This window comes from Vibrio fortis (assembly GCF_024347475.1).
Taxonomy (GTDB): domain Bacteria; phylum Pseudomonadota; class Gammaproteobacteria; order Enterobacterales; family Vibrionaceae; genus Vibrio; species Vibrio fortis.
This window is the reverse complement of record NZ_AP025487.1, coordinates 3,232,913-3,255,426: the sequence shown is the minus strand read 5'-3', so window position 1 is coordinate 3,255,426 and position 22,514 is coordinate 3,232,913. Positions and strand designations below refer to the sequence as shown.

Genomic DNA, 22,514 nt, shown 5'->3' with positions numbered 1-22,514 from the left:
GTGAGCATAGCTCGCCCTTTTTACAAGGAAATATCCATGATCCACATTATTACGGGCAGTACACTCGGTGGGGCCGAATACGTTGGCGATCACTTAAATGATCTACTCGAAGAACAAGGTCAAGCGATCACACTTCACAACCAACCTGAGTATCAGTCGATCCCGCAGCAAGATACTTGGTTGATCGTGACATCAACTCATGGTGCCGGTGAATTCCCAGACAATATTAAGCCATTCATAGCTCAACTTGGCGAACAAACACCTCAGCTCGATAAGGTTCGCTTCGCTGTAATTGCGATTGGTGATTCAAGTTACGACACCTTCTGCGCGGCAGGCCACACTGCGCATGAGTTATTAACAAAGCTCGGTGCACAAGCGATTTCTGACTGTTTTACCATCGATGTATTGGAAACTCCGGTACCAGAAGACGCTGCAGAGGAGTGGTTTCACGATCACAGTGACCAATTTTAAGCGTTAATTCTCAACAAAGAGCGGCGAAAGCCGCTTTTTTTGTGCCAAAATCCACCAGCTGTGAATAACTTTTTTCAATGAAATGGCATTATTTACTCATTTATTGCCATTTCTTTTGTGGATAAGATCATAGAAATACAGTGATTAACCTATAGTTATCCAAATAACAACTTAAGATCACTTTTATGGGTGTGTATAAGTAGCCTTTTTGATCCCAGCTAATCCTCATCCTGATCAAAATTAGATCACACCATTTGATCCAAAAAAGATCCATGATCTTGTTGATCATTTTTGAGTTATCCACAGAACCTCTCGATCCTAATAATAGATCCAATAAAAGATCTCTTTAAAGATCTTATCTATATTAATTAAAAATAGCGCTTCTGAAAAATTCCAAAAACGTTTTCTCACGCTATGAAAACAGGTAGAATATCGCTCCTTTTTATCTGTCTAGAAATCGTTTGAATACCTGAGGTCGGTTCATGCTTTATCACGAAAAATTTGACGTCATCGTAGTCGGTGGCGGCCATGCAGGAACGGAAGCCGCACTCGCATCTGCGCGTACTGGTCAAAGTACGTTACTCCTTACTCACAATATCGATACCTTGGGACAAATGTCTTGTAACCCAGCAATTGGTGGTATTGGTAAGGGACACTTAGTAAAAGAAGTCGATGCAATGGGTGGATTGATGGCTCAAGCCATTGATCATGCAGGTATTCAATTCCGTACTCTTAATGCTTCTAAGGGACCAGCGGTTCGTGCCACTCGTGCTCAAGCTGACCGTGCCCTGTACAAAGCGTACGTTCGCAGCGCCTTAGAAAACACACCAAACTTAACCCTGTTCCAACAATCGGTTGATGATTTGATCGTAGAGCAGGATCAAGTCGTGGGTGTTGTGACGCAAATGGGACTGAAATTCCATGCGAAGGCTGTGGTATTGACAGTTGGAACCTTCCTAGGCGGTAAGATCCACATTGGTATGGAAAGCTCTTCGGGTGGCCGCGCAGGTGATCCACCATCGATCGCATTGGCTCAGCGTCTTCGTGATCTTCCATTCCGTGTTGATCGCCTAAAAACAGGTACTCCACCACGTATCGATGCGCGTAGTGTTGATTTTTCTGAACTTGAGGTTCAGCACGGTGATAACCCAACACCGGTTTTCTCATTCATGGGTAACCGTGCGCAACAGCCGCGTCAAATCCCGTGTTACATCACGCACACTAACGAATCTACTCATGAAGTCATTCGTAATAACCTTGATCGCAGCCCAATGTACGCTGGCGTGATTGAAGGTATTGGTCCTCGTTACTGTCCTTCAATCGAAGACAAGGTGATGCGCTTTGCTGATAAGAACAGCCACCAGATATTCATTGAGCCAGAAGGCCTAACCACACACGAGCTATACCCAAATGGTATCTCTACCAGCTTGCCATTCGATGTACAGGTTCAGATTGTTCGTTCAATGAAAGGCTTCGAGAATGCGCATATCGTTCGTCCAGGTTACGCGATTGAGTACGATTTCTTTGATCCTCGTGATTTGAAGCAGACTTACGAGACTAAGTTCATCAAGGGCTTGTTCTTTGCGGGTCAAATCAACGGTACAACCGGTTACGAAGAAGCGGCAGCACAAGGTTTGATGGCGGGTTTGAACGCGAGTCTGTTTACTCAGGGTAAAGAGGGTTGGAGCCCACGTCGCGATCAGGCATACATGGGCGTATTGATTGACGACCTATCAACCATGGGTACTAAAGAACCGTACCGCATGTTCACCTCTCGTGCTGAGTATCGTCTGTTACTGCGTGAGGACAACGCTGATATTCGTTTGACGGAGAAGTCTCGTGAACTTGGTCTAATTGACGATGCACGCTGGGCTCGCTTCAACGAGAAAATCGAGAACATGGAAAAAGAGCGTCAGCGTCTGAAAGAGACTTGGATTAACCCGAAATCTGAAGACATTGATGCGCTTAACCAGATCCTAAAAACACCAATGTCGCGTGAAGCGAGCGGTGAGGATCTTCTGCGTCGTCCAGAGATTACGTATTCACAGCTGACTGCTCTGGATCGTTTTGCTCCGGCACTGGACGATCAACAAGCGGCAGAACAGGTAGAAATCCAAGTGAAATACGAGGGTTACATCCAGCGTCAGCAAGATGAGATCGAAAAATCGCTACGCCACGAAAACACCAAGCTACCTGTTGATCTTGATTACAGCCAAGTGAAAGGCCTATCAAACGAAGTCGTACTTAAGCTGTCGACTGCGAAACCAGAGTCTATTGGTATTGCCTCTCGAATCTCTGGCATCACACCAGCTGCAATCTCTATCCTACTGGTTTACTTGAAGAAACATGGCCTACTGAAAAAAGGTGAGGAAGCATAATGAGCGCACTACGCGAAAAACTGGATCACCTGATCAGCCAGACAGACCTAGAAGTATCAGATAAACAACGTGGCCAATTGGTTGGCTACGTTGAATTGCTCAACAAGTGGAACAAGGCCTATAACCTGACCTCAGTTCGCGATCCTATGGACATGATGGTGAAACATATCTTAGATAGTATCATTGTCAGCACTCACTTACAGGGTAAGCGTTTTATTGATGTAGGTACCGGCCCTGGCCTTCCTGGTATCCCGCTCTCAATTATGAATCCTGATTGTGAGTTTTTCTTGTTGGATAGCCTTGGAAAGCGTATTCGTTTCATCAAACAAGTCGTACATGAGTTGGGTATCGACAACGTGACACCTGTTCAAAGTCGTGTTGAAGAGTTCCAACCAGAAGAAAAGTTTGACGCTGTGCTCAGTCGTGCATTTGCATCAATGACAGACATGGTTGAGTGGTGTCATCATTTACCTAAAGAGCAATCCGGTGTATTTTTGGCTCTTAAAGGACAACATCCTAGAGACGAAATGGACCAGTTACCGAACTGGTGTTCAGTAACTGACATCAAAGTTTTGCAAGTTCCAGAGCTTGATGGAGAACGTCATCTAGTAACGTTATCGCGTCAGGGATAATCAGCGAGGCCATAGTGGGTAGAATTGTAGCAATTGCCAACCAGAAAGGTGGTGTAGGAAAAACAACAACTTGCATTAATTTAGCAGCCTCTATGGCCGCGACAAAGCGCAAGATTTTGGTTGTCGATCTCGATCCACAGGGTAATGCCACTATGGCAAGCGGTGTCGATAAATATCAGGTTGAAGCAACTGCTTACGATTTACTGGTTGAAGACACACCTTTTGATGAGGTAGTTTGCCGAAGTACGTCGGGAAATTACGATCTCATCGCAGCCAACGGTGATGTTACCGCGGCTGAAATCAAGCTGATGGAAGTGTTTGCTCGTGAAGTGAGGCTTAAAAACGCTCTCGCATCAGTTCGCGATAACTATGATTTCATCTTTATTGATTGCCCCCCTTCTCTAAACCTTCTTACAATTAATGCGATGGCTGCGGCGGATTCTGTTTTGGTTCCGATGCAGTGTGAATACTTTGCGTTAGAGGGTTTAACTGCCTTGATGGATACCATCAGCAAATTGGCAGCAGTTGTGAATGAGAATCTGAAGATCGAAGGCCTACTTCGTACTATGTATGATCCTCGCAACCGCTTGTCGAATGAAGTATCTGATCAACTCAAGAAGCATTTTGGTAGCAAGGTCTACCGAACTGTGATCCCTAGAAATGTACGTCTTGCTGAGGCTCCAAGCCACGGCAAACCAGCGATGTACTACGACAAATACTCCGCCGGAGCGAAAGCCTATTTGGCACTCGCGGGTGAAATGTTACGTCGTGAAGAAGTCCCAGTTTAAATCAAACCAAAGGAATTCGCTCAATGTCTAAACGTGGTTTAGGAAAAGGGCTAGATGCATTACTTGCAACTAGCTCAATGGCTCGTGAAAAACAGCAAGTCGCTTCTCATAGTCAGGCACTATCGGCCGACGGTGAGTTAACCGAGCTTGCGATTGGTAGCTTGAAGCCAGGTGTTTATCAGCCACGTAAAGACATGGCGCCAGACGCGCTTGAAGAGTTAGCGGCGTCGATCCAATCTCAAGGCATTATCCAGCCGATTGTTGTTCGCCCATTGTCGCAAGATCACTATGAGATCATCGCCGGTGAACGTCGTTGGCGTGCGGCTCGCCAAGCTGGCCTAAAACAGGTGCCATGTTTGGTTAAAAAGGTTGAGGATCGCGCGGCAATTGCGATGGCTTTGATTGAGAACATTCAACGTGAAGACTTGAACGTGATTGAAGAAGCGCAAGCTTTAGAGCGCCTTCAGAACGAGTTTGAGTTGACGCATCAGAAGGTCGCTGAAGTGATTGGTAAGTCACGTACTACCGTGAGTAACCTTCTACGTCTCAATCAGCTCGCTGCACCAGTCAAAGAGTTGGTGGTGACTAAACAACTTGAAATGGGTCACGCTCGCGCATTATTGGCGCTCGAAGGTGAGCTGCAAGTAGAGACAGCGAATACCGCTGCACGCAAGCAGCTGACGGTTCGCCAGACAGAACAACTTGTCAAAAAGTGTCTAAAACCAGAGTTTGAAGCGGAAACTCAGCCGCAAGACCAAGAAGCCATCGAACTTTCACGAAGACTGACGGAAAAATTGCAAGCAAACGTTACAATTGTCCGAACTGGTACAGGAAAGTCAAAAGTGACGATTACACTTGATGAGCCTCACAAATTAGAGCAACTTATTGCCAAGCTAGAGGACTAAATGAGATAATTGACATAGGTCAATAATGTAATAAACAATAATTTTCGTACGAAAGTTGTCGGTTTGTATACAAAAATGTAAATGATTGCTGCGTTTTTATTGCAATCAGTTTGGCTGAACGTATAATTTTCGCCAATTTCTCAGCACGCTTTTAAGCGGTGGTAAGTGGGCTTAAAAGAGGAACGAATACATGGTAGCGGCGTTAGCAAGACCAGGACGAGTGCTTGCAAAGCAAATGTTATTGATCGAGCTTAGCGCGGTTATATTAGTGGCGGTGGGGTTAGGTTTAGCTGTTAATCCTGATTGGGGTTTTGCTTCACTGGTGGGTGGCGGTATTTTTGTCATTGCCAATGTGGTGTTTTGTGTGTGTGCTTTTCTTTTTTGTGGGGCGCGTGCAACGAAACTGGTTGCAGCGTCGTTCTATGCAGGCGAAGCATTAAAAATCTTAATCACAGTTTTACTATTCTCTATTGTCTACATGTATATGCAGGTGGAATTAATTCCCCTCAAACTGACCTATTTACTGGCTCTCGGTATTAATATCTTTGCGCCAGTGCTTTTCATTAACAATAAGAAATAGGACGAGTTATGGCTGCGGCAACAGCATCCGGATACATTGAACACCACTTACAGAACCTGTCTTTAGCCAAGCTAGGTTTTGTAGAGGAGACAAGTTTCTGGAACGTACATATAGACAGTCTGTTCTTCTCTGTACTAACTGGTGCGTTATTCCTTTGGGTATTTCGCTCAGTAGCAAAGCAAGCAACAGCAGGTGTACCTGGTAAGCTTCAGTGTTTTGTCGAAATGGTAGTGGAATTCGTTGGTGACAACGTTAAAGAAACTTTCCATGGTCGCAACCCGCTGATCGCTCCACTAGCACTGACTATATTCTGCTGGATTATCTTAATGAACTTGATGGACCTAGTGCCTATTGATTTCTTACCATATCCTGCAGAGCATTGGCTAGGTATCCCTTACTTGAAAGTGGTTCCTACAGCTGATGTTAACATCACCATGGCAATGGCTTTGGGCGTTTTCGCTCTGATGATCTACTACAGCATCAAAGTGAAAGGGCTTGGCGGGTTTGCTAAAGAATTGGCATTACACCCATTCAATCACCCAATTATGATTCCATTCAACTTGGTACTTGAGGTAATTTCGTTACTAGCGAAGCCACTATCTCTAGGTATGCGTTTGTTTGGTAACATGTTTGCGGGTGAGGTTGTATTCATTCTTATCGCAGCGATGCTACCGTGGTACTTACAATGGGTAGGTGCTCTACCTTGGGCTATCTTCCACATCTTGGTTATTTTGATTCAAGCATTTGTTTTCATGATGTTGACAATTGTTTACCTATCAATGGCCCATGAAGATAGTGATCACTAAAAAAAATTTTTAAGCTTTATTCTAACTATTAATGTTAATCGGAGAACGTAAATGGAAACTGTACTAAGTTTTTCAGCAATTGCTGTTGCTATTATTGTTGGTCTTTGTGCCGTAGGTACTGCAATTGGTTTTGCAATTCTTGGTGGTAAATTCCTAGAAGGTGCTGCACGTCAACCTGAAATGGCTCCTATGCTTCAAGTTAAGATGTTCATCATCGCGGGTCTACTGGATGCGGTTCCAATGATCGGTATCGTAATCGCACTTCTATTCACTTTCGCAAACCCATTCGTTGGTCAACTAGGTTAATCACTTTTAACTTCAGACAAACTCAGGTTTGTCATTGATTAACACTAAGTCCGAATAGAGGGGTAGCTGTTGTGAATATGAACGCAACTCTGCTAGGTCAAGCGATTGCTTTTTCTATGTTTGTTTGGTTCTGCATGAAATATGTATGGCCACCAATCATGCAAGCAATTGAAGAGCGTCAGAAGAAAATTGCTGACGGTCTACAAGCAGCTGAACGTGCTGCTAAAGATTTGAACCTGGCACAAGCCAACGCTTCTGAACAACTGAAAGAAGCGAAGCGCACTGCAACTGAGGTTATTGATCAGGCAAATAAGCGTAAAGCACAAATTCTAGACGAAGCTCGTGAAGAAGCTCAGGCAGAACGCCAGAAGATTCTTGCTCAAGCAGAAGCTGAACTTGAAGCTGAACGTAAACGTGCACGTGATGACCTGCGCAAACAAGTCGCAACTCTGGCAATTGCTGGTGCTGAGAAAATCCTTGAACGTACTATCGACCAAGATGTACACAAAGATGTTCTTGACAACATTACTGCAAAACTTTAATGCAAGGGGCTGAATATGTCTGATTTGACTACAATCGCACGCCCCTATGCTAAAGCAGCCTTTGACTTTGCGGTTGAGAAGGGCGAGCTAGACCAATGGGGTCAAATGCTTACTTTCGCAGCCGAGGTCGCACAAAACGATGATATTGTTAGCCTACTGAACAGTTCAACAACTGCCAGCAAGCTAGCTGAAATTTTCATTGTAATCTGCGGCGAACAATTTGATGCACATGGCCAAAACTTTATCAAAGTGATGGCAGAGAATGGCCGACTTAAGGCTCTTCCAGATGTATGTCACGAGTTCTTCGCTCTGAAAAAAGAGCACGAGAAAGAGATCGACGTTGAAGTAATTTCAGCAGTAGAACTTTCTAAAGAACAACTGGCAGACATCAGCAGCAAATTGGAACAGCGCCTAGAGCGCAAAGTTCAGCTGAATTGCAGTATAGATGAGACTCTACTTAGTGGAGTTATTATTCGAGCCGGAGACCTAGTCATCGATAACTCAGCTCGTGGTCGACTAGACCGCCTGAGCGATGCATTGCAGTCTTAATGGGGATTGGAGCATGCAACTTAATTCCACGGAAATTAGCGATCTAATTAAACAACGTATCGAATCTTTCGACGTTGTTAGTGAAGCTCGCAACGAGGGTACTATCGTATCGGTAAGCGATGGTATTCTTAGCATTCACGGCCTAACGGACGTGATGCAAGGTGAAATGATTGAACTACCGGGTGGCCGCTACGCACTAGCACTTAACTTGAACCGTGATTCGGTTGGTGCTGTTGTAATGGGCCCATATGCTGACCTTCAGGAAGGCATGAAAGTTACAGGTACTGGCCGCATTCTTGAAGTGCCAGTAGGTCCAGAACTACTTGGTCGTGTTGTAAACACACTAGGTGAGCCAATTGATGGTAAAGGTCCTATCGAAGCGAAACTGACTTCGCCTGTAGAAGTAATTGCACCAGGTGTAATCGACCGTAAATCGGTAGACCAACCTGTACAAACTGGTTACAAGTCTGTTGACTCTATGATCCCAATCGGTCGTGGTCAGCGTGAGCTAGTAATCGGTGACCGTCAGACTGGTAAAACAGCGATGGCGATCGATGCGATTATCAACCAAAAAGATTCTGGTATTTTCTCTATCTACGTAGCAATCGGTCAGAAAGCATCGACTATCGCTAACGTGGTTCGCAAACTAGAAGAGCACGGCGCGCTAGAAAACACTATCGTTGTTGTTGCATCTGCTTCTGAATCTGCAGCGCTACAATACCTAGCGCCATACGCAGGTTGTGCGATGGGTGAATACTTCCGTGATCGCGGTGAAGATGCACTGATTGTTTATGATGATCTATCTAAGCAAGCGGTAGCTTACCGTCAGATCTCGCTACTACTTAAGCGTCCACCAGGCCGTGAAGCATTCCCGGGTGATGTATTCTACCTTCACTCTCGTCTACTAGAGCGTGCTGCTCGTGTAAGCGAAGAGTACGTAGAAAAGTTCACTAACGGTGAAGTGAAAGGTAAGACAGGTTCTCTAACTGCTCTTCCTATCATCGAAACACAAGCTGGTGACGTATCTGCATTCGTACCGACGAACGTAATCTCGATTACCGATGGTCAGATCTTCCTACAAACTGAGCTATTCAACGCGGGCGTACGTCCAGCTGTTGACCCAGGTATCTCAGTATCTCGTGTAGGTGGTTCAGCGCAGACGAAAATCATCAAGAAGCTATCTGGCGGTATCCGTACAGCTCTAGCACAGTACCGTGAACTTGCGGCATTCGCACAGTTCTCGTCTGACCTTGATGAAGCGACTAAGAAGCAGCTAGACCACGGTCAAAAAGTTACAGAACTAATGAAGCAGAAGCAGTACGCTCCAATGTCTGTATTTGACCAAGCACTAGTAATCTTCGCTGCAGAGCGTGGTTACCTTCAAGACGTAGAGCTTTCTAAGCTTCTAGACTTTGAAGCTGCTTTACTATCGTATGCTCGCAGTCACTATGCCGATCTTGCAACGCAGATCGACAAAACGGGTGTGTACAACAATGATATCGAAGCTGAGCTGAAGAAGCTTGCTGATGATTTCAAAGCAACCCAGACCTGGTAATTGGTGGGTGGCCTTAGGGTCACCTCATACCATTAACGGAGAGTAACGATGGCCGGCGCAAAAGAGATACGTAATAAAATCGGTAGTGTTAAAAGCACACAGAAGATTACGAAAGCAATGGAAATGGTAGCAGCTTCAAAAATGCGTCGTTCTCAAGACGCAATGGAAGCTACTCGTCCATATGCAGAAACAATGCGTAAAGTGATCGGTCATTTGGCTAACGGTAGCCTTGAGTATAAGCATCCTTATCTTGAGGAACGTGAAGCCAAACGTGTTGGTTACATCATCGTTTCTACAGACCGCGGTCTATGTGGCGGCTTGAACATTAACTTGTTCAAGAAAGCTATGTTAGACATGAAAGACTGGTCTGAGAAAGGTGCTGACGTTGAACTGGCAATTATCGGTTCAAAAGCAACAGCATTTTTCAACAACAGCGGCGCGAAAGTAGCAGCTCAAGTTTCTGGCCTAGGCGATAGCCCAAGCCTTGAAGACTTGATCGGTTCTGTAAGCGTAATGCTGAAGAAATATGATGAAGGTGAATTGGATCGCCTGTTCGTAGTGTTCAACAAGTTTGAAAACACTATGGTACAAGAACCAACGATCGATCAATTACTTCCTTTGCCAAAATCGGATAGCGAAGACATGCAGCGCAATCATGCTTGGGACTACATTTATGAGCCTGAGCCAAAACCACTACTAGATGCACTATTGGTTCGTTACGTCGAATCTCAAGTGTACCAAGGTGTGGTAGAGAACCTTGCTTGTGAGCAAGCGGCTCGAATGATTGCTATGAAAGCTGCAACAGACAACGCTAGCGACCTAATTGATGACTTAGAACTTGTGTATAACAAAGCCCGTCAAGCGGCAATCACACAAGAACTTTCTGAGATCGTTTCAGGCGCATCAGCGGTTTAATCGCTTTTTCGGTTAAAGCTTAGGTAAAACTAAATAGTTAGAGGATTAACGATGGCTACAGGTAAGATCGTACAGATCATCGGTGCAGTAGTCGACGTAGAGTTCCCACAGGGTGAAGTACCACGTGTATACGACGCTCTGAACGTTACTGAAGCTAAAGAACGTCTAGTTCTTGAAGTTCAGCAACAACTTGGCGGTGGCGTAGTTCGCGCAATCGTAATGGGTAGCTCTGATGGTTTACGTCGTGGTTTGACAGTAGAAAATACTGGCGCGCCAATCTCAGTACCAGTAGGTACTAAGACCCTAGGTCGTATCATGAACGTTCTAGGTGACGCGATTGATGAGTGTGGTGAAATCGGTGCAGAAGAGCACTACGCAATTCACCGCGAAGCGCCTAGTTACGAAGAGCAGTCTAACGAGACAGCACTTCTAGAGACTGGCGTTAAAGTAATCGACTTGGTTTGTCCATTCGCTAAGGGTGGTAAAATCGGTCTATTCGGTGGTGCAGGTGTAGGTAAGACCGTTAACATGATGGAACTTATCAACAACATCGCACTTCAGCACTCTGGCCTATCTGTATTTGCAGGTGTAGGTGAGCGTACTCGTGAAGGTAACGATTTCTACTTTGAGATGCAGGAAGCAGGCGTTGTAAACGTCGAAAAACCTGAAGAATCTAAAGTAGCGATGGTTTACGGTCAGATGAACGAGCCACCAGGTAACCGTCTACGTGTTGCACTGACTGGTCTAACAATGGCAGAGCGTTTCCGTGACGAAGGTCGTGACGTTCTACTATTCGTAGATAACATCTACCGTTACACGCTTGCAGGTACTGAGGTATCAGCACTTCTAGGCCGTATGCCTTCTGCGGTAGGTTACCAACCTACGCTAGCGGAAGAAATGGGTGTTCTACAAGAGCGTATCACGTCAACTAAGCAAGGCTCTATCACGTCTGTACAGGCGGTATACGTACCTGCGGATGACTTGACTGACCCATCTCCAGCAACAACGTTCGCGCACTTGGATGCAACGGTTGTACTTAACCGTAACATCGCAGCTATGGGTCTATACCCAGCGATCGACCCGCTAGATTCAACTTCACGTCAACTAGATCCACTAGTAGTTGGTCAAGAGCACTACGATATCGCTCAAGGTGTACAACGTACACTTCAGCGCTACAAAGAGCTTAAAGACATCATTGCTATTCTAGGTATGGACGAGCTATCTGAAGAAGATAAGCAAGTTGTATCTCGTGCTCGTAAGATTGAGAAGTTCCTAACTCAGCCTTACCACGTAGCGGAAGTATTTACAGGTGACCCAGGCGTTTACGTACCTCTTAAAGAGACTCTACGTGGCTTCAAAGGTCTACTAGACGGTGAATACGATGACATTCCAGAGCAAGCGTTCATGTACTGCGGTACTATCGACGAAGCTATTGAGAATGCTAAGAAGCTATAAGGCTAACTAGGAGGCGATATGGCAGCAATAACCTTTCACCTAGACGTAGTAAGCGCAGAGAAAAAGCTTTTCTCTGGTCTTGTTGAGACGTTTCAGGTGACCGGTAGCGAAGGTGAACTTGGTATTTTCCATGGTCACACACCGCTGCTGACCGCTATCAAGCCTGGTATGGTGCGTATTGTTAAGCAGCACGGCCACGAAGAAATCATTTATGTTTCTGGTGGTATGGTAGAAGTTCAGCCTGGTACAGCGACTGTACTGGCTGATACAGCTATCCGTGGTGAAGAGCTAGACGCAGCAAAGGCGGAAGAAGCTAAGCGCAAGGCTGTGGAGAATATCCAAAATCAGCATGGCGACATGGACTTCGCACAAGCGGCCGGTGAACTGGCTAAAGCCATTGCTCAGTTACGAGTTATCGAACTGACAAAACAGCGTCGTTAATTTTATAGAAATTATCGATACTGAGATAAAGGCGACCTAAGGGTCGCCTTTTTGCATTTTTGGATAAAGCATATGCGTTAAATCATCAGATTATTTAATTTGTTAGCCAAAAACGGTTACAATATCGTCTTAACTAAAATAACGTCAGATAGGTTGTTCCATGAATTTCAGCGCGGTTATCCTCGCGGCGGGTAAAGGCACTCGCATGTACTCAAACACACCAAAGGTGCTGCACACGCTTGCTGGTAAGCCGATGGTGAAACACGTTATCGATACCTGTAACGGTTTGGGTGCACAAAACATCCACCTTGTATACGGCCACGGTGGCGATCAGATGAAGGCTACTTTGGCTGAAGAATCGGTAAACTGGGCGCTGCAAGCGGAGCAGTTAGGCACAGGTCACGCGGTTGACCAAGCGTCAGCGCACTTTGCTGATGATGAGAAAGTGCTGATTCTGTACGGTGATGTTCCACTGATCTCAGCTGAAACCATTGAAAATCTATTAGACGCACAACCAACAGGCGGTATTGCGCTGTTGACTGTTGTGCTAGATAACCCAACAGGTTATGGCCGTATTATTCGTCGTAACGGTCCTGTAGTGGCAATCGTTGAGCAAAAAGATGCGACAGACGAACAGAAACTGATTAAAGAGATCAACACTGGCGTTATGGTTGCGACAGGTGGTGATCTTAAGCGTTGGTTGTCTGGCTTAAGCAATGACAACGCACAGGGCGAATACTACCTAACAGATGTTATTGCTGCAGCTCACGATGAAGGTCGTGCGGTAGAAGCGGTACACCCAAACAGCCCAATTGAAGTTGAAGGCGTTAACGATCGCTCTCAACTGGCTCGTCTAGAGCGCGCGTACCAAGCAGAACAAGCAGACAAACTGTTGAAGCAGGGTGTTATGCTACGTGACCCAAGCCGTTTTGACCTACGTGGTGAACTGCAATGTGGTATAGACGTAGAGATCGATGTTAACGTGATCATCGAAGGTAGCGTAAGCATTGGTGATAACGTGACGATCGGCGCTGGTTGTGTACTTAAAGATTGTGAAATCGATGACAACACAGTGATTCGTCCATACAGCGTTATTGAAGGTGCAACCGTTGGTGAAGACTGTACAGTTGGTCCTTTCACGCGTCTGCGCCCGGGTGCAGACATGCGTAATGACTCACACGTAGGTAACTTCGTGGAAGTGAAGAATACGCGTCTAGGTGAAGGCTCTAAGGCAAACCACCTAACGTATCTTGGCGATGCAGAGATTGGTCAGCGCGTTAACGTTGGTGCAGGTGCTATCACTTGTAATTACGACGGTGCGAACAAATTTAAGACTATCATTGGCGATGACGTGTTTGTCGGCTCTGACAGTCAATTGATTGCTCCTGTGACGATTGCTAATGGTGCAACGGTTGGTGCTGGCTCAACGGTGACTCGTGATGTTGCTGAGAGTGAGCTAGTGATCAGTCGTGCAAAAGAGCGCAAGATTGCTAACTGGCAGCGTCCAGTAAAGAAAAAATAATCACACTGATTACTGAATTATAATGATATGCAAGAGCCAGTTACGCGAGTAGCTGGCTCTTTTTATTGTGCGTTGCTAATAAATTCATCAGCGCTCTAATTGTATTTTGTTGTTGTATTGTTATTATTCGGGTTGGGGTTCTGTAAAATAAAGGTAAAACAGAGACAATGAGATTGGTTGAGAAAAAATGGCAGACCATGCCGATCATCATCTTATCTTTTTCAATGCTGATTGGGCTGTACGGCTTTTACGTAACGTTGGAAAAGCTGGTGGTTGAGAACGAGCGCGAGCATTTGGTCTCGTTAATGTCAGATGTAATCTATGAGATTCGCGAGGATAGCGACTCGTTTACCGCTGATACCGATATCGATGACTACATTGGTGATCTCACCCAAGCCAATACGCGACTGAGGATTCAAGTCATCGACCCACAGGGGGTTGTGATTGGTGATACCGACCTTTCTGATCATGCACTTGCTCGGGTTGAAAACCATAGCGATCGCCCCGAGTTTCAGCAGGCTCTCAAGCATGGAAATGGCAGTGATGTGCGTTTTAGCACCGTTACCTCTATTGACCGAATCTACTACTCACAGAAAGAGAGTGTGCGGGGCAAAGACTTTGTGGTGGTGATCTCCTCACCAATGCATCAGCTTAAACAGATGAACTTCCAGTTGATGGGAATTCTGATTGGTATGGTGTTGCTGAGTTTGAGCTTTTTGATTGGTACTTCTTATGTCAGCAACCGCCAGATCACTCATCGTGTGGAAGAAGAGCAGAAGAAGCAGGATGAACGCATTCGTCAGCGTACTCATGAAATAGAATTGATGCACCGTCTAGCAAATATGCTGGCAGCGTGTAACAACATGGTCGAAGCGCAGCAGATCGTTTCGGATATCCTGCCAAGAATTCTTGGTAAAATTAACGGTAGTGTTTCATTGATGCGTGCCTCACGTAACCAATTGATTACTCAGTTAGACTGGGGAGATACCTGGCCGGGGAGCTCCAGCTTTGCGCCAGAGGAGTGTTGGTCGCTACGTAAGGGACGTCCGCATCAATCTAATGATGATTTCCACTCGTTAACCTGCGGACACATGCACGATATGGAAAACAATCAAACCTTGTGCATCCCATTAACTGCTCACGGCAATACCATTGGCATCATGCACCTCTATTTTGGTCAAGGTCATATCAAGATTGACCCTATCACCGAGCAGCTTGCTTTTAGTGTTTCAGAACACCTAGGCTTGGCTCTGGCTAACCTCAGCCTGCAAGAGAAGCTGCGCTCGCAGGCCTTAAGCGATCCACTCACCGGTCTATTCAATCGTCGTTTCTTCGAGCAGAAATTGGAAGAGCACTCGATGAATTCAGCCACCAGCGAGCAGCCCTTATCATTGTTAATGCTCGATTTGGATCACTTCAAACGCTTTAACGACAACTTTGGTCATGATGCGGGTGATTTTGTATTAAAAGAGATCAGTGCACTGCTGAAGCAGAGTGTCAGTGAAGATGAGATTGCATGTCGTCTCGGTGGAGAAGAGCTCGCCGTTCTGCTGCCACATTACTCAATGGAACAAGCCACAGAGTTCGCCCAAGTCCTATGTGATGCAGTGCGCTCGATGCACCTTGAACACAAAGGTTTATCTTTAGGTCAGTTAGGGGTTTCTATTGGTGTGGCGACTTATCCTAAGCCAGCTTCAGATACTGAATCTCTAGTTAAGATGGCAGATAACGCACTGTACATGGCCAAAGATATGGGGCGCAGTCGAGTGATTAACTATGAAGAGTACAGCCGACATAAAGCACCGGCACTGGAAGTGGTTGAGAATGAGCGCTAATAGAATTTAGTTAGATGATAAAAGAGCGAGTTCAATACTCGCTCTTTTGGGTTTTACAGAGACTATTTGAGGATTACAAATAGAGTCTCTGACTAGTCTTGATTCTCTTCCGCAACCACACGAGAGTTATCTGGCGCAGAGAAGTGCTGAGATAACTCTTTGTTTGAGTAGATATAACCAAACCATAGACTACCCAAACAGATAACAATCGCCACGCCAGTCACGCTCAGTGCTTGGCTTGCCATTGCTGCAACCAATGCACTTGCTAAACTACTGATGCAGATTTGAAGGCTGTTCTGCAGACCAGCTGCGGTTGCAGGGCTCTGTTTAGCACTGGATAGGGCGCGGTTGACTACAATCGGGTACATCGCGCCGTTCGCTACAGCAATCAGACAGAATGGTGCTAGTAGAGGCCAAATTGATGTGAGCTCCCATTGTGAGGCAATAAAGATCAGCATTGCCGCAACGCTGAACAGACCCACTAGATTACGCAACACAACACCATCACCGTATTTCTTCACCGCTTGTTTACCAAAGTAACCACCTGCCATGAATGCAATCGTCTGTGGGATAAAGCTCAAGCCAATGTCTTTAGCTTCATAGCCTAATTGAGACATGATCTCTGGCATACCTGTAAGGTAAGCAAAGAAGGCTGCCGATGCCGAAGCAAACATCAATACGTTACCCATGTAAGGTTTTGATTTCACCAACGCCTTAATATCAGACTTCACAGAGGTCTGTTTTACCTCAGGTTGCTCTTTTGGTTGAGCCATGGTGGTTGCAACCAATAGCGCGCCCATTAGAGTTAGAGTAATGAAGATGCTGTGCCAACCAAAGTTATCCGCTAGAAGCACACCCAGTTGAGGCGCCAGCGCTGGAGATAGCGCCACTAAAGGCATGATGGTGGCAAAAATTTGTTGGCTGCTGCTTTGTGAGTAGCGCTTGATAACCATTGCTTGCCAGATCACAGCAGGTGCACACACCCCGATTGCTTGGATAAAGCGCAGTGTCAGTAGCTGCCAAACCTCGGTACTGAACGCCAAACCAAATGAGGCTGCCGTAAACAGAACGAGACCGACAGCCAGTGTGTTGCGGTGGCCATACTTATCACTCGCAAGACCCCAAAGAAGCTGACCCATAGCCATGCCGCCAAGGAATACCGTTAGAGATAGAGCAATCTGCTCTGGACCGGTTGCAAAGTCGATCTCCATTGCCTTAAATGCAGGTAGATACATATCGGTCGCAATAAAACCTAGCATGGATAGAACCGCAAGGTAGGTCAGCTGAAACTTAGAAATATTCATAAAATGCCATTAAGCTGTTGTAGTGATGTATTTATCATCAAAATTATTGTTAGTTGTTGGGTGACGTCATGCCCGTTTTATGTACGCTGACATTCTATTTTTCTGTTCTGTTAAAATAAAACGCTAAAATATGTAGTTATCAATCAAAAAATTTGAAGGCTTATGTTCTCAAAATCATCGTTAGAAATGCTTGATACAGTAGCGAGGCTAGGGAGCTTCACTGCTGCTGCTGAGCAATTGCACAAGGTGCCATCGGCGATCAGCTACGGGGTTCGCCAGATAGAGCAAGAACTTGGCGTACTGCTGTTTAAGCGCTTACCAAGAAAGGTTGAGTTGACACCTGCAGGAGAGGTATTTATCGACGAAGCTCGATCTCTGTTGCGCCAGATGGAAGAGGTTAGTGCCCAGACTAAGCGAGCGGCTCGAGGGTGGAAAAAGACCTTGCGCTTAACCTTAGATAACGTGGTTAAGCTCGACAAAATGAAGCCGATGATTGAAGAGTTCTATGAGACTTTTGATTTTGCAGAATTGCAGATCAATATGGAGGTGTTCAATGGCTCTTGGGAAGCCATAGCCCAAGGTCGTGCCGATATTGTGATTGGCGCAACCTCTGCGATCCCTGTTGGCGGTGACTTTGAGGTTAAAGAGATGGGACCGCTCGATTGGGCATTTGTTATGTCGCCCAGCCACCCATGTGTGCGAGAACAGTACCTTGATGAGGCCTTTGTCAGTCAGTTCCCCGCTATCTGTTTAGACGATACCTCGAGTGTATTGCCAAAGCGTCATACGGGTCATTACGCAAACCAGAGGCGCTTGCTGCTCCCCAACTGGTACAGTGCCATTGAATGCCTCAAGAATGGAGTAGGGGTGGGCTATATGCCACGTCACATTGCAGCCCCTATCATTGAGCAAGGATTGCTGGTGGAAAAGATTTTGCCTGAGCCTAGCCCTCTAAGTCAGTGCTGTCTGGTATGGCGAAAAGATGATAACCATAAGTTGATCGAGTGGATGGTCAATTACTTAGGATCCAGTGATCAACTGCATCGAGATTGGCTGGATCATCGTAAGGCGATCTAGTGAAAGGATCTTTCTAGGTAAGATCAAAAAGAGCGAGTGAATACTCGCTCTTTTCTATTCGATAACAACCAATTAGGACAAGAAGAACTTGTATGAAGGGTTATCTGTCTCGTCTTTGCATTGGTAGCCTAACTCACGCAGATGAGTTGAGAATTGTGCGAGGTCGTCATCACTCAACTCAAACCCACATAGAACGCGACCGTAATCAGCACCGTGGTTACGGTAGTTGAACAGGCTGATGTTCCAGTGTGTCCCAAGCGTATCTAGGAACTTGATCAGAGCGCCTGGGTATTCCGGGAATTCAAAGCTATACAAGCGTTCTTTTATTGGTTTTGAGGGCTTACCACCAATCATATAACGGATATGCAGTTTCGCCATCTCATCATCAGAAAGGTCAACCACTGGGTAACCCCCTTCACGAAGATCTGAGATGATATTATCCAGCTCTTCCTGTCCGCCATTGAGACGAACACCTACGAAGATATTGGCTAGGCTGTCATCGTTATGACGGTAGTTGAACTCAGTGACAGCGCGGCCACCAATAATATTACAGAACTCTAGGAATGCACCTTGGCGTTCAGGTATGGTCACGGCAAGCAAGCCTTCTCGCTTCTCACCTAGCTCACAACGCTCCGACACGTAACGTAGACCATGGAAGTTGGTGTTAGCGCCAGACAGTACCGTCGCCAACTGTTTGTCTTGCAATTGGTTCTGTTCAGCAAACTTCTTCAAACCTGCCAGTGCCAATGCACCTGAGGGTTCGGCAATCGCACGCGTGTCTTCAAAGATGTCTTTTACCGCAGAGCAGATCTCATCACTAGAAACAGCAATGTGGCCATCGATGTATTGCTGGCACAGACGGAAGGTCTCTTCACCAATACGTTTAACCGCAACGCCATCGGCAAACATGCTAACTTGATCCAGTACCACGGGTTCACCGGCATCTAGTGCTGCTTTGAGACAAGAAGAGTCTTCTGGTTCTACTGCGATAACTTTAATCTCTGGCATTAGCTGTTTAACCAGCACAGCAACACCTGCCGCTAGACCACCACCACCGACAGGTACAAAGATGTAATCTAGGTGACCATTCTGCTGCAGCATCTCCATGCCCATAGTGCCTTGTCCCGCGATCACCAACGGGTGATCGAATGGAGGCACAAAGGTATAGCCATGTTCAGCGGAAAGGCGTTCTGCTTCTGCTTTAGCTTCGTCAAAGTTGCTGCCGTGCAGAACCACGTTGCCACCGAAACCACGTACCGCATCGACCTTAATGTCTGGGGTGGTTTTTGGCATCACAATCGTGGTCTGGATACCTAGCTTAGAGCCAGATAGCGCCATACCTTGAGCGTGGTTACCCGCCGAGGCTGCAATCACGCCAGAGGCTTTCTGCTGCTCCGACAGGCTAGATACCATGTTATAGGCACCGCGTAGCTTGAATGAGTGTACCGGCTGGCGGTCTTCACGCTTAAGCTGAACCTGATTACCAATACGCGCACTCAGGCGTGGCATCTCTTGCAGCGGAGTAACGATAGCCGCTTCATAAACCGGCGCTCTTAATATCTGGCGCAGATAGTCTGCACCAGATTGTAGATGGGGCGTTGAGGTGTCATCACTCATAGATTAGCCCTCAAGCTTCGACTTATCGCGCACTGCGCCTTTGTCTGCACTGGTTGCCATGCTTGCGTATGCTTTAAGTGCGAATGACACTTCACGTTGGCGATCGGCTGGTTTCCAACCTAGTTCATCCTGTTTCGCACGACGAGCAGCAAGTTCTTCTTCTGACACGTCTAATGAGATTGAACGGCTAGGGATATCGATCGTGATGATGTCGCCATCTTGGACAAGGCCGATGGTACCGCCACTTGCGGCTTCCGGAGAGGCGTGACCAATAGATAGACCAGACGTACCACCAGAGAAACGACCGTCCGTTAGCAGTGCACAAGACTTGCCTAGACCCATAGACTTCAGGTAAGTCGTTGGGTATAGCATCTCTTGCATACCTGGGCCACCTTTAGGGCCTTCGTAGCGGATAACAACCACTTCACCGGCTTTCACTTTGCCACCTAGGATGCCTTCTACCGCAGTATCTTGGCTTTCGAATACGATAGCTGGACCCTGGAACTTGAGGTTTTCTTCATCGACACCTGCTGTTTTAACGATACAGCCGTCAACCGCGATGTTACCTGAAAGAACGGCTAGGCCACCCTCTTGGCTAAATGCGTTCTCTTTTGAACGGATACAACCATCGGTGCGATCGTCATCAAGGCGATCCCAGCGGCAATCTTGAGAGAAGGCTTGGGTTGTACGGATACCTGCAGGGCCCGCACGGAAGAATTTAAGAACGTCTTCATTCTCGGTTTGCATGATGTCGTATTCAGCCAACTGCTCTTGCATTGTCATACCAAGAACAGTACTTGTTGAACCATTGAGTAGGCCTGCACGGTCTAGCTCACCCAGAATCGCCATCACACCACCTGCGCGGTGTACGTCTTCCATGTGGTATTTCTGCGTTGATGGCGCCACTTTACATAGGTGAGGAACGCGACGTGACATTTCATCGATATCGTTCATATCAAAGTCGACTTCGCCTTCTTGCGCTGCTGCGAGAAGGTGGAGAACCGTGTTACTAGAGCCACCCATAGCGATATCTAGTGCCATCGCGTTTTCAAAGGCTGCACGGTTAGCGATATTGCGCGGCAGTGCTGATTCGTCGCCTTGATCGTAGTAGCGCTTAGTCAGTTCAACAACACGCTTACCCGCGTTGATGAACAGCTGCTCACGGTCAGCGTGGGTGGCTAGCATTGAGCCGTTACCTGGCTGAGAGAGACCTAGAGCTTCAGTTAGACAGTTCATTGAGTTTGCTGTGAACATGCCCGAACAAGAGCCACAAGTTGGACAAGCCGAACGCTCGATCTGTTCGCTCTGCTCATCTGAAACCGTTGGATCGGCACCTTGGATCATCGCATCAACAAGGTCTAGCTTGATGATCTGATCAGAAAGCTTGGTTTTACCTGCTTCCATTGGGCCTCCTGAAACAAAGATTACAGGGATGTTGAGGCGCATAGCAGCCATCATCATTCCCGGCGTGATTTTGTCACAGTTAGAGATACATACCATCGCATCGGCACAGTGTGCATTAACCATGTACTCTACAGAGTCCGCGATCAATTCACGTGAAGGCAGTGAGTAAAGCATGCCGCCGTGACCCATCGCGATGCCGTCATCAACCGCAATGGTATTGAATTCTTTAGCGATACCGCCCGCTTTTTCGATTTCACCCGCGACCAGCTGACCCATGTCTTTTAGGTGAACGTGGCCTGGAACAAATTGAGTGAATGAGTTTACAACCGCGATGATTGGCTTACCGAAGTCATCATCTTTTACACCCGTTGCACGCCAAAGGGCACGAGCACCCGCCATGTTGCGGCCGTGAGTGGTAGTTGCGCTGCGATATTTGATTTTTGGAGCCGAAGACATTTGCTACTTCCTTATAAATTATTGAGCTGAAGGTGCTTGTTCTGGGTAAACGTAATCCAACCAGCCCCACTTATCTTCGGTGGTGCCGTTGAATAGGCCAAAGTAAAGGTCTTGCATTACTTTAGTGATTGGGCCGCGTTTACCACAACCGACTTCAATCTTATCAACTGTACGTACTGGCACGATTTCAGCTGCTGTACCCGTCATGAATATTTCATCCGCTAGGTAAAGCGCTTCACGTGCAATATTTGCTTCACGAACTTCATAGCCGCGATCGCGTGCTAGAGTCATGATGCTGTCGCGTGTAATACCAGGCAGGATCGCGCTGGTCGCTGGTGGCGTTGTGATCACGCCATCTTTCACGACAAAGATGTTCTCACCGGCACCTTCTGAAAGGTAACCATCAACACTCAGTGCGATACCCTCATCGTAGCCGTGGCGACGAGCTTCACCACCAACCAGTAGTGATGATAGGTAGTTACCGCCCGCTTTTGCTGCTGTTGGGATGGTGTTAGGCGCTGCACGATTCCAGCTTGAAATCATCGCATCTACGCCGTTTTCTAGTGCTTCTTCGCCTAGGTATGACCCCCATGGGAAGGCCGCGATGATGAGGTCCATTTCCGTGTTTTCTGGTGGACATACGCCTAGGCCAACGTTACCGACAAAGCCAAGAGGGCGGATGTAGGCAGATTCTAGTTTGTTCTGACGCAGTGTTTCGCGTGTTGCTTCCATGATCTGCTCTTCCGTGTAAGGAATTGGGAAGCGGTAGATCTTCGCCGAGTCTTTTAGTCGCTTAGCGTGCTCTGGGTGACGGAAAATGATTGGGCCATTTGGTGTGTTGTAGCAACGAACGCCTTCAAATACTGAAGTACCGTAGTGCATAGCATGAGTTAAGACGTGAACGTTCGCCTCAGCCCAAGGAACCATCTCGCCATTAAACCAAATGTAGTCTGCTGTTTTTGCTGTCATGTTTGCG

Annotated in this window: 21 protein-coding genes; 17 read left to right on the top strand and 4 right to left on the bottom strand. The window is 46.6% G+C overall.

Annotation, left to right across the window (positions count from 1 at the left end):
* The first annotated feature begins 36 nt into the window (after positions 1-36).
* The 16 genes from mioC to OCV50_RS14475 all read left to right on the top strand — a co-directional run bounded on the left by mioC (position 37) and on the right by OCV50_RS14475 (position 15,680).
* On the top strand, positions 37-471 hold the full coding sequence (gene mioC / locus OCV50_RS14550; RefSeq protein WP_261903361.1) for an FMN-binding protein MioC: 435 nt from the start codon (positions 37-39) through the stop codon (positions 469-471).
* 482 nt (positions 472-953) lie between these two features.
* Positions 954-2,849: a tRNA uridine-5-carboxymethylaminomethyl(34) synthesis enzyme MnmG gene (mnmG, locus tag OCV50_RS14545; protein WP_261903360.1), complete on the top strand. Its 1,896-nt coding sequence runs from the start codon at positions 954-956 to the stop codon at positions 2,847-2,849.
* Positions 2,849-3,481 (top strand): 16S rRNA (guanine(527)-N(7))-methyltransferase RsmG, encoded by a 633-nt coding sequence (rsmG, locus tag OCV50_RS14540; RefSeq protein WP_239842993.1) that lies wholly within the window; start codon positions 2,849-2,851, stop codon positions 3,479-3,481. The genes mnmG and rsmG overlap by 1 nt, the downstream gene beginning before the upstream one ends.
* Before the next feature lie 14 nt (positions 3,482-3,495).
* Positions 3,496-4,269 carry a ParA family protein gene (locus OCV50_RS14535; protein ID WP_239842992.1) on the top strand — a complete coding sequence of 258 codons (774 nt, stop codon included), beginning with the start codon at positions 3,496-3,498 and terminating at the stop codon, positions 4,267-4,269.
* Between the two features lie 23 nt (positions 4,270-4,292).
* On the top strand, positions 4,293-5,174 hold the full coding sequence (locus OCV50_RS14530) for a ParB/RepB/Spo0J family partition protein (protein ID WP_261903359.1): 882 nt from the start codon (positions 4,293-4,295) through the stop codon (positions 5,172-5,174).
* 190 nt (positions 5,175-5,364) lie between these two features.
* A complete protein-coding gene (locus OCV50_RS14525) occupies positions 5,365-5,754 on the top strand; it encodes a F0F1 ATP synthase subunit I (protein WP_032548635.1) in 390 nt (129 codons plus the stop codon).
* Positions 5,755-5,762: 8 nt separating this feature from the next.
* Positions 5,763-6,560 (top strand): F0F1 ATP synthase subunit A, encoded by a 798-nt coding sequence (atpB, locus tag OCV50_RS14520; protein WP_032548636.1) that lies wholly within the window; start codon positions 5,763-5,765, stop codon positions 6,558-6,560.
* Between the two features lie 51 nt (positions 6,561-6,611).
* Positions 6,612-6,866 carry a F0F1 ATP synthase subunit C gene (gene atpE, locus OCV50_RS14515; protein ID WP_010319963.1) on the top strand — a complete coding sequence of 85 codons (255 nt, stop codon included), beginning with the start codon at positions 6,612-6,614 and terminating at the stop codon, positions 6,864-6,866.
* Between the two features lie 71 nt (positions 6,867-6,937).
* Positions 6,938-7,408 (top strand): F0F1 ATP synthase subunit B, encoded by a 471-nt coding sequence (atpF, locus tag OCV50_RS14510; protein WP_239842990.1) that lies wholly within the window; start codon positions 6,938-6,940, stop codon positions 7,406-7,408.
* Positions 7,409-7,423: 15 nt separating this feature from the next.
* Positions 7,424-7,957, top strand: coding sequence for a F0F1 ATP synthase subunit delta (gene atpH / locus OCV50_RS14505; RefSeq protein WP_261903358.1), 534 nt, complete (start codon positions 7,424-7,426; stop codon positions 7,955-7,957).
* Positions 7,958-7,970: 13 nt separating this feature from the next.
* On the top strand, positions 7,971-9,512 hold the full coding sequence (gene atpA / locus OCV50_RS14500) for a F0F1 ATP synthase subunit alpha (RefSeq protein ID WP_032548640.1): 1,542 nt from the start codon (positions 7,971-7,973) through the stop codon (positions 9,510-9,512).
* Between the two features lie 48 nt (positions 9,513-9,560).
* Entirely contained in the window at positions 9,561-10,427 is an 867-nt protein-coding gene (atpG, locus tag OCV50_RS14495; protein ID WP_032548641.1) for a F0F1 ATP synthase subunit gamma, read from the top strand.
* Between the two features lie 51 nt (positions 10,428-10,478).
* A complete protein-coding gene (gene atpD / locus OCV50_RS14490) occupies positions 10,479-11,882 on the top strand; it encodes a F0F1 ATP synthase subunit beta (protein WP_150870625.1) in 1,404 nt (467 codons plus the stop codon).
* An 18-nt stretch (positions 11,883-11,900) separates the two neighbouring features.
* The gene (locus OCV50_RS14485; RefSeq protein WP_032548643.1) at positions 11,901-12,323 is read left to right on the top strand and encodes a F0F1 ATP synthase subunit epsilon; all 423 of its coding nucleotides are present in this window, start codon (positions 11,901-11,903) and stop codon (positions 12,321-12,323) included.
* Positions 12,324-12,483: 160 nt separating this feature from the next.
* Positions 12,484-13,845, top strand: coding sequence for a bifunctional UDP-N-acetylglucosamine diphosphorylase/glucosamine-1-phosphate N-acetyltransferase GlmU (gene glmU, locus OCV50_RS14480; RefSeq protein WP_261903357.1), 1,362 nt, complete (start codon positions 12,484-12,486; stop codon positions 13,843-13,845).
* 224 nt (positions 13,846-14,069) lie between these two features.
* Positions 14,070-15,680: a diguanylate cyclase gene (locus OCV50_RS14475; RefSeq protein WP_261904167.1), complete on the top strand. Its 1,611-nt coding sequence runs from the start codon at positions 14,070-14,072 to the stop codon at positions 15,678-15,680.
* A gap of 92 nt (positions 15,681-15,772) precedes the next feature.
* On the opposite strand, the gene punC is transcribed toward OCV50_RS14475, so the two are convergent.
* A complete protein-coding gene (gene punC / locus OCV50_RS14470) occupies positions 15,773-16,984 on the bottom strand; it encodes a purine nucleoside transporter PunC (RefSeq protein WP_239842988.1) in 1,212 nt (403 codons plus the stop codon).
* Positions 16,985-17,146: 162 nt separating this feature from the next.
* Between punC and punR the strand changes: the two genes are divergently transcribed.
* Positions 17,147-18,061, top strand: a complete 915-nt coding sequence (gene punR, locus OCV50_RS14465; RefSeq protein WP_239842987.1) for a DNA-binding transcriptional activator PunR — start codon at positions 17,147-17,149, stop codon at positions 18,059-18,061.
* 72 nt (positions 18,062-18,133) lie between these two features.
* Here punR and ilvA read toward each other — a convergent pair whose 3' ends face one another.
* Genes ilvA through OCV50_RS14450 form a run of 3 tightly spaced genes read right to left on the bottom strand, consistent with a single transcriptional unit; the run spans position 18,134 to position 22,507 of the window.
* A complete protein-coding gene (ilvA, locus tag OCV50_RS14460; RefSeq protein ID WP_239842986.1) occupies positions 18,134-19,678 on the bottom strand; it encodes a threonine ammonia-lyase, biosynthetic in 1,545 nt (514 codons plus the stop codon).
* A 3-nt stretch (positions 19,679-19,681) separates the two neighbouring features.
* Positions 19,682-21,538, bottom strand: a complete 1,857-nt coding sequence (gene ilvD / locus OCV50_RS14455; RefSeq protein ID WP_239842985.1) for a dihydroxy-acid dehydratase — start codon at positions 21,536-21,538, stop codon at positions 19,682-19,684.
* Positions 21,539-21,556: 18 nt separating this feature from the next.
* Positions 21,557-22,507 (bottom strand): branched-chain amino acid transaminase, encoded by a 951-nt coding sequence (locus tag OCV50_RS14450; protein WP_239842984.1) that lies wholly within the window; start codon positions 22,505-22,507, stop codon positions 21,557-21,559.
* Positions 22,508-22,514 lie beyond the last annotated feature (7 nt).